At 45.4% G+C, this 6,573-nt stretch carries 6 protein-coding genes; 5 read left to right on the top strand and 1 reads right to left on the bottom strand.

Annotation, left to right across the window (positions count from 1 at the left end; translation table 11 throughout):
• From L4C34_RS12600 to L4C34_RS12580, 5 genes are all read left to right on the top strand, one after another.
• A partial coding sequence (locus L4C34_RS12600) for a helix-turn-helix domain-containing protein (RefSeq protein ID WP_428789690.1) occupies positions 1-636 on the top strand: 636 nt, incomplete at its 5' end.
• A gap of 146 nt (positions 637-782) precedes the next feature.
• Positions 783-3,902, top strand: coding sequence for a bifunctional proline dehydrogenase/L-glutamate gamma-semialdehyde dehydrogenase PutA (putA, locus tag L4C34_RS12595; protein WP_428789689.1), 3,120 nt, complete (start codon positions 783-785; stop codon positions 3,900-3,902).
• Positions 3,903-3,923: 21 nt separating this feature from the next.
• Entirely contained in the window at positions 3,924-4,616 is a 693-nt protein-coding gene (locus L4C34_RS12590) for a 1-pyrroline-5-carboxylate dehydrogenase (RefSeq protein WP_428789688.1), read from the top strand.
• A 198-nt stretch (positions 4,617-4,814) separates the two neighbouring features.
• Positions 4,815-5,042 (top strand): hypothetical protein, encoded by a 228-nt coding sequence (locus tag L4C34_RS12585; RefSeq protein ID WP_428789687.1) that lies wholly within the window; start codon positions 4,815-4,817, stop codon positions 5,040-5,042.
• A gap of 117 nt (positions 5,043-5,159) precedes the next feature.
• Complete coding sequence (locus L4C34_RS12580; protein WP_428789686.1) at positions 5,160-5,636, top strand: Lrp/AsnC family transcriptional regulator; 477 nt, start codon at positions 5,160-5,162, stop codon at positions 5,634-5,636.
• Positions 5,637-5,791: 155 nt separating this feature from the next.
• On the opposite strand, the gene L4C34_RS12575 is transcribed toward L4C34_RS12580, so the two are convergent.
• A complete protein-coding gene (locus tag L4C34_RS12575; protein WP_428789685.1) occupies positions 5,792-6,499 on the bottom strand; it encodes a DUF445 family protein in 708 nt (235 codons plus the stop codon).
• Positions 6,500-6,573 lie beyond the last annotated feature (74 nt).

The raw sequence follows: 6,573 nt of genomic DNA, 5'->3' as shown, positions 1-6,573 counted from the left end.
GGGCCGGGGCAGGGGTGCATAGTATCATGTGGCTCTGATCATGCTTTCGGGGGGGTGGTGGATCAGCCGAACATTTTGGTGATCAATTTACCCAAGCCGAGTGGGGATGATCCAATACTATTATCCAAACTCAATGAGTTAGCACGCTCGGATATTTACTTCAGTTTAGATAGCCAAATTAAGCAGTTGATCCAAATTTTGGTTAACGATATGCGCGCTTGCCCTGAAGATTTTTTACTGCGAAAGGCATGCAGTGATACGGTGATGGCGTTGTTGTTGCGTCATGTCACGCGTTTAGGGCCAGCAATTAAGGGATCTCGTTTTAGTTTGGACAACATTGATCAGTATATTGATCAGCATCTCGCTCATAAGATCTCGGTTTCCCAATTGGCGGGGAGTGTTTTTTTGGGTGAAAGTCAGTTCCATAGTTTATTTAAAGAAAAATTAGGCGTGACGCCTCATCAATACGTATTAGCGAAACGTTTAGAAAAAGCCAAAGTGCTCATCGAACAAGGCCAGTTTTCGATTGGTCAAGTGGCGGAATTAACCGGATTTTCAGGTCAAAGCGCGTTGACTCACCGCTTTACCCGTGCGCTAGGCATGTCTCCTTCTCAGTATAAAAAATGGTATAAATGAGGTGTGATGATAGGGGGAAAATGTTGATCACCACAGTTTTTCACAAAAACATCGGAGTTTTTGACAAGCATTAACCCTCGACGCAAAATACACTTCGGCCATCGTAAGATTCCCCCCTTTTTGGGATTGAGATTGAGGGTAACGAAATGTTTATTGCCACCGACGTGCTAAAAGCACAATTTGTTGAACAGCCACGAAGTGAGCTTTGGTCACTGATTTCGCCATTATATATGATCGACGAATCAGAATGGTTAAAGCAACTTTTGCCATTAGCGACACCAAGTGATGCTGAAAAATCACAAATTTCAACCAAAACCACTGAATTAATTGAAGCGATTCGCGCGGACAAAAAAGCGATTCAAATGATTGATGCATTGCTGCTCGAATACAGCTTAGATACCAAAGAAGGTATCTTACTAATGTGTTTGGCTGAAGCGTTAATGCGTATCCCTGACTCTGCGACCGCAGATGCGTTGATCAAAGATAAACTCAGTGTGGCTGATTGGAAGTCTCATCTCAAAAATTCTGACTCTATATTTGTTAACGCTTCCACTTGGGGCTTAATGCTAACGGGCAAAGTCATTGGTCTTCCTAATCAAGGGATGGCCAGTGCCAATCAAGCCGTAAACAGCTTAGTGAACAAGTTATCTGAGCCAGTCGTACGCAAAGTGATGCATCAAGCCATGAAGGTGATGGGTCACCAATTCGTATTGGGTCGTAGCATTAAAGAAGCCCAGAAAAATGGCCTCCCAATGCGAGATAAAGGATTCACTTACTCTTACGACATGCTAGGTGAAGCCGCTCTCACTAGCCGCGATGCTGACAAATACTACCAAGATTACTTAACCGCGATTGAAGCGGTAGGCAAAGATGGTTATACCAAAGGCAACAGCCCTGCGCCTTCTGTCTCTATCAAACTTTCAGCATTGCACCCTCGCTATGAAGTTGCCAATGAAGAACGCGTGCTCACTGAGCTGTACGATACGTTAGTTAATCTACTACGCCGTGCGGTGGAACTAGACGTTGCTATCACGATTGACGCGGAAGAAGCCGATCGCCTTGAATTGTCACTGAAACTCTTTGAAAAAGTGTATTGCAGCGATGTGGTCAAAGGTTGGGGCAAGTTCGGCTTAGTGATACAAGCTTATTCGAAACGCGCATTGCCAGTATTGTTGTGGATCAACAAGTTGGCGAAAGAGCAAGGCGATTTGATTCCACTTCGCTTGGTAAAAGGCGCTTATTGGGATAGTGAAATCAAGTGGTCTCAACAAGCTGGTTTTACTGGTTACCCAGTGTATACACGTAAAGAAGCTACTGACGTTGCTTATTTGGCGTGCGCACGTTTCTTACTGAGTGAGAATGTTCGTGGTAACATTTTCCCACAGTTTGCTAGCCACAATGCACAAACCGTTTCGTCTATTGCGGTCATGGCTCAGCACAAAGATTTTGAATTCCAACGACTGCACGGCATGGGCGATGCACTCTACAATCATGCTAAAGAAGCCTACCAACAATCAGTGCGTATCTATGCGCCAGTTGGTAGCCATAAGGACTTATTACCGTACTTGGTTCGTCGTCTGCTAGAAAATGGCGCGAACAGTTCGTTTGTCCACCGTCTTGTTGATGCTAGCTGCCCAATTGCTGACTTAACTCACCACCCAGTCGACGCTTTGCTAGCGTGTGAGACTTTGCATAACACGCAAATCCCACTTGCACGGGCTATCTTCCCTGAGCGTAAAAACTCACTAGGTGTGAATATTGATATCGATAGCGAAGCCGCGCCATTCCAAGCGAAAGTTGATCTGCACATGCAATCAAACTGGCAGGCCGGACCTATTATTGATGGCTGCGCCCAATTCGAAAGCATGATCAAGGATGGCGTGACGGCTGAAGCTGTGACGGCGCCATACGACCGACGTATTGCTGTCGGTAAGCTAATGCATGCAAACCTTGATCATGTTTCCCAAGCTATTGATGGTGCGACTGCTGCGTTTTCAACTTGGAGTCAATCAAGCATTGAGAGTCGAGCGAAGTTACTTGACGTATTAGCTGACAAATTAGAAGACAACCTTGCTGAGCTAGTGGCTATTTGCCATAAAGAAGCCGGTAAAACGATCCATGACAGCATTGATGAAGTGCGTGAAGCGGTCGATTTCTGTCGCTACTATGCGAAACAGGCGAATAAGCTAGATGTTGTCTCTATGACTGGCTTTGATTCCATTACACGTAACATCAGCCGCCAAGGCCGCGGAGTTTTTGTTTGTATTAGCCCTTGGAACTTCCCATTGGCGATTTTCCTAGGCCAAATTACGGCTGCCTTAGTGGCAGGCAATACCGTCGTGGCGAAACCTGCGGAGCAAACCAGTTTGATTGCCGCTCGTGCGATTGAGTTAATGAACGAATCTGGTTTCCCAGCAGGTACCGTTCAGCTGCTAACAGGCAGAGGCGCCGAAATTGGCGCGGCATTGACCAGCCATGAGAACATCGCGGGTGTTGCTTTTACGGGTTCGACTCTAACAGCACAGCGCATTAACCAAACATTGGCGGCGCGTAATGTTGCCCCTGTACCATTTATCGCCGAAACTGGCGGACAAAATGCGATGATCGTTGATAGCACGGCCTTGCCAGAGCAAGTGGTACGTGATGTGATTCGTTCTGCGTTCGCATCTGCTGGTCAGCGATGTTCTGCACTGCGCGTGTTATACGTTCAGGAAGACATCGCCGATCGCATTGTTGAACTGATTCAAGGCGCGATGAATGAGTTAAGTGTTGGTATCCCTCATCTGCATAGCACTGATGTTGGGCCGGTTATCGATGGTAACGCCAAGCAGAAATTACTAGCGCACATTGCAGAAATGACTCGTAACCAGAAAAAACTGGCGCAAATCGAGCTTGGAGAGCAATGCCAGCACGGTGATTTCGTCCCACCAAGTGCGTTCGAAATATCTGGAATTGAGTGCCTACATGAAGAGCATTTCGGTCCGATTTTACATATCGTACGATACTCTGCGGACAATCTAGCGAACGTAGTCAACGAGATCAACAACACTGGTTTTGGTCTCACTATGGGCGTGCATAGCCGCAATGAAACTACCTATCGCTGGATTGAAAAACATGCGCGAGTGGGTAACTGCTATATCAACCGCGATCAGGTTGGTGCCGTGGTCGGCGTGCAGCCATTTGGTGGCCAAGGGCTGTCAGGTACAGGACCAAAAGCAGGTGGTCCACACTACCTATATCGTTTTACTCGCGTACAATTTTCTTAATCTGAAGTAAGGGAACCTATTATGGTACATCAAGTGACTCGTTTTTCTGACGCTTACTCAGCATGGGAAAGTTGGAATGCAAATGAATTTTCGTTTAGAAGTAAGCAATTACTATCAGTATATAACACGCTAGATAAGAAAAGCTCAGAGCTATCTTCGGTTGTTTCTTATCATCTAGAGTGCGCGAGAACGTTGCTGGACAAGACGCACGATTTAGTTGGCCCAACGGGTGAGACAAACGAATTGTATACCTCTGGCCGTGGCGTCGTTGTGTTAATGCATGATGCAACGGGTGTGAGTGCGCAGCAAATCTTGCTGGCGCAATTGACGGCGGCATTAGCGGCGGGTAATAGCGTGGTCCTGTGCAGTGACGATAACGAAGTGACGCAATTAATCGGTGATATCTGTACGAATTTGCCAGCTCACTTAGTGCAAGTCGCGCCATTTGATGCTTATCATCAGCTGTTGGAAGCGAACATCAGTGGTGCGGGCTACATAGGAAGTGCAAATACAGAGCAAGAGATTAACCGTCAGCTTGCCCAGCGTGATGGTGCGTTGATTGGTTTAGTGTCTGAAACTGACTTTGAACAAGTGACTTGTGCATTAGACCCTCATCTATGCTTGCGTTTTATTACTGAACGTACTCGTACGATCAACATTACCGCGGTTGGCGGCAATGCGACCTTGCTAGAGCTTGGTAGCGACAGCCACTAGTCAGGTTCATACTAATAAGCCGATCTAAGCCCTGACATGTTCAGGGCTTTTTCATTCCGTTCTAGTGTAAATTGTGTGCAATTTTTGAGTTTTTACCTGACCTTACTCACGATCTTTTGTTAAAGTCTGCCCCGCGTCTACCATTTTTATGATATTGAGCTAAGTATCAGTTAATAACCCCTTGTTAGGAGGAACCTCATGCCAACTTTTCACTGCCCTTGTTGTCGCAAACCTACCCCACATAAAGTGGTGATGAAACGTAGTCGACAAGAGCGAGGTTCGGTATTGCAACGGGTTCAGAATTTAGTCACCGTCGTCTTTCAGGGCGGCCATTATCTAAAGATGGAAAAGCAAGGTTTTTGCCGGGTTTGCAATCATCATACTGAGCTCAATGACGTTGAATTTACCCAAGCCAGAGTGAGTTAGGTTGAGGGGAGTAACCGCAGTGTATCCGATATCGCTTCATATGGGCTTACGTACCAATGAAGGACGACAAGCGATGCATCTGTATTTTTCAAATTATACACATTCAGTATAGCGATTATGGATTTAGACAGAATAGATCGCGAAATTTTACGCGCATTACAATTGAAGGGTCGCCTGTCAGTGGTGGATTTAGCGAAGCAGATAAATCTAACCAACTCACCTTGCTCCGACAGAGTTAAGAGGCTAGAGAAAGAAGGGTATATTCGAGGGTATCACGCAGAGATCAGTCCAGAAAAGCTGGGGCTAGATGTACAAGTGTTTATTCATATTCGTTTAGACCAGTCGAGCTTTTCGATCTTCGATAAGTTCGCGGCAGCGGTGGCCTTGATGCCAGAGATAGAAGAGTGCTACACGCTCTCTGGAGACTTCGATACCATGATTAAGGTTCGGGTCAAGGATATGAAAAGTTACCAAACCTTCATGTCCAGTAAGTTGGGAACATTACCGGGTGTGATTCAAACGCGCAGTGAAGTTGTCATTGGGCAACATAAAAAAAGTTTCGGCATCAATCCAGATTGGTTAGAGATAGTTTGATATAAAATCGCAGCGTTCGAATTAAAAAAGGAGAGCCCACGGGTTCTCCTTTTTGATTTATAGTCTGGTCTAGAATGACCGATAAGGGCTTAATTTATCGTCGTTAGTTTTGCGACGTTAGTTTTGCCGCGTTAGCTATCCTATTTAGGCTAAAGCTAAGCTGCAATAAGGGCAGAGACGATACCGATAATGCCACCGAATACACCGCCCCATACCACCAACCAACCCAAGTGGTTTTTGATCATTTTCTGCACCATTTCTTTGACCATCTTCGGCGTCAGCTCATTCAAACGTTGGTCAATGATGTTTTCGATATTGGCTGTGATTTCATCTAGCATCGCTGGTGTTTCAAATTGCTGCTTAATCGCCTTTTTCACGCCTTCACTTTGGCTGATATCCACGACTGCTTGTTGCATTTTTTCCACGAACGGTTGTTTCAGTGGTTCTAATGCTTCTGTGCCACCAAACATGGCCAACATGCCACCAAACTGAGAGTTTCCGATCACTTCAACCAGAGAATCAAAGGTTGGATTGAAGTCCACTTTATCTAGAATTGGCTCTAAATTCAGTGTTTTATCTCCCGCCATTTCGCTGCTTAGGAAGCGATCAATATTATCCTTGGTGAAAAACTGCTCCATCATCAAGTTCTTAATCGCAGCCTTAAACTCTTCAAACCGTGCTGGAATTACACCGGAGCCATATAGCCCCGGTACTTTTTCAAACAACATATGGATGGCAAGCCAGTTAGTGATTGCGCCTGAGAATGCAAATAGACCAGCGTAAAGTAAAATCTGATTATTAAATTGATACCCTGCGCCGAGAAGGATTAAGGATAGCAAATTGGTGAGTAGGCTTTTGTTCATAAATTTTTCTTAATGTAAAAGACGATCGAATTAAGTATGCCGTGAATTCTAAAGGTTATCGCCGTGATTTCAAT

This window comes from Vibrio profundum (assembly GCF_050337555.1).
GTDB lineage: Bacteria > Pseudomonadota > Gammaproteobacteria > Enterobacterales > Vibrionaceae > Vibrio > Vibrio profundum.
The sequence above is the reverse complement of the archived record's forward strand: the minus strand, read 5'-3'. Positions and strand labels throughout refer to the sequence as shown.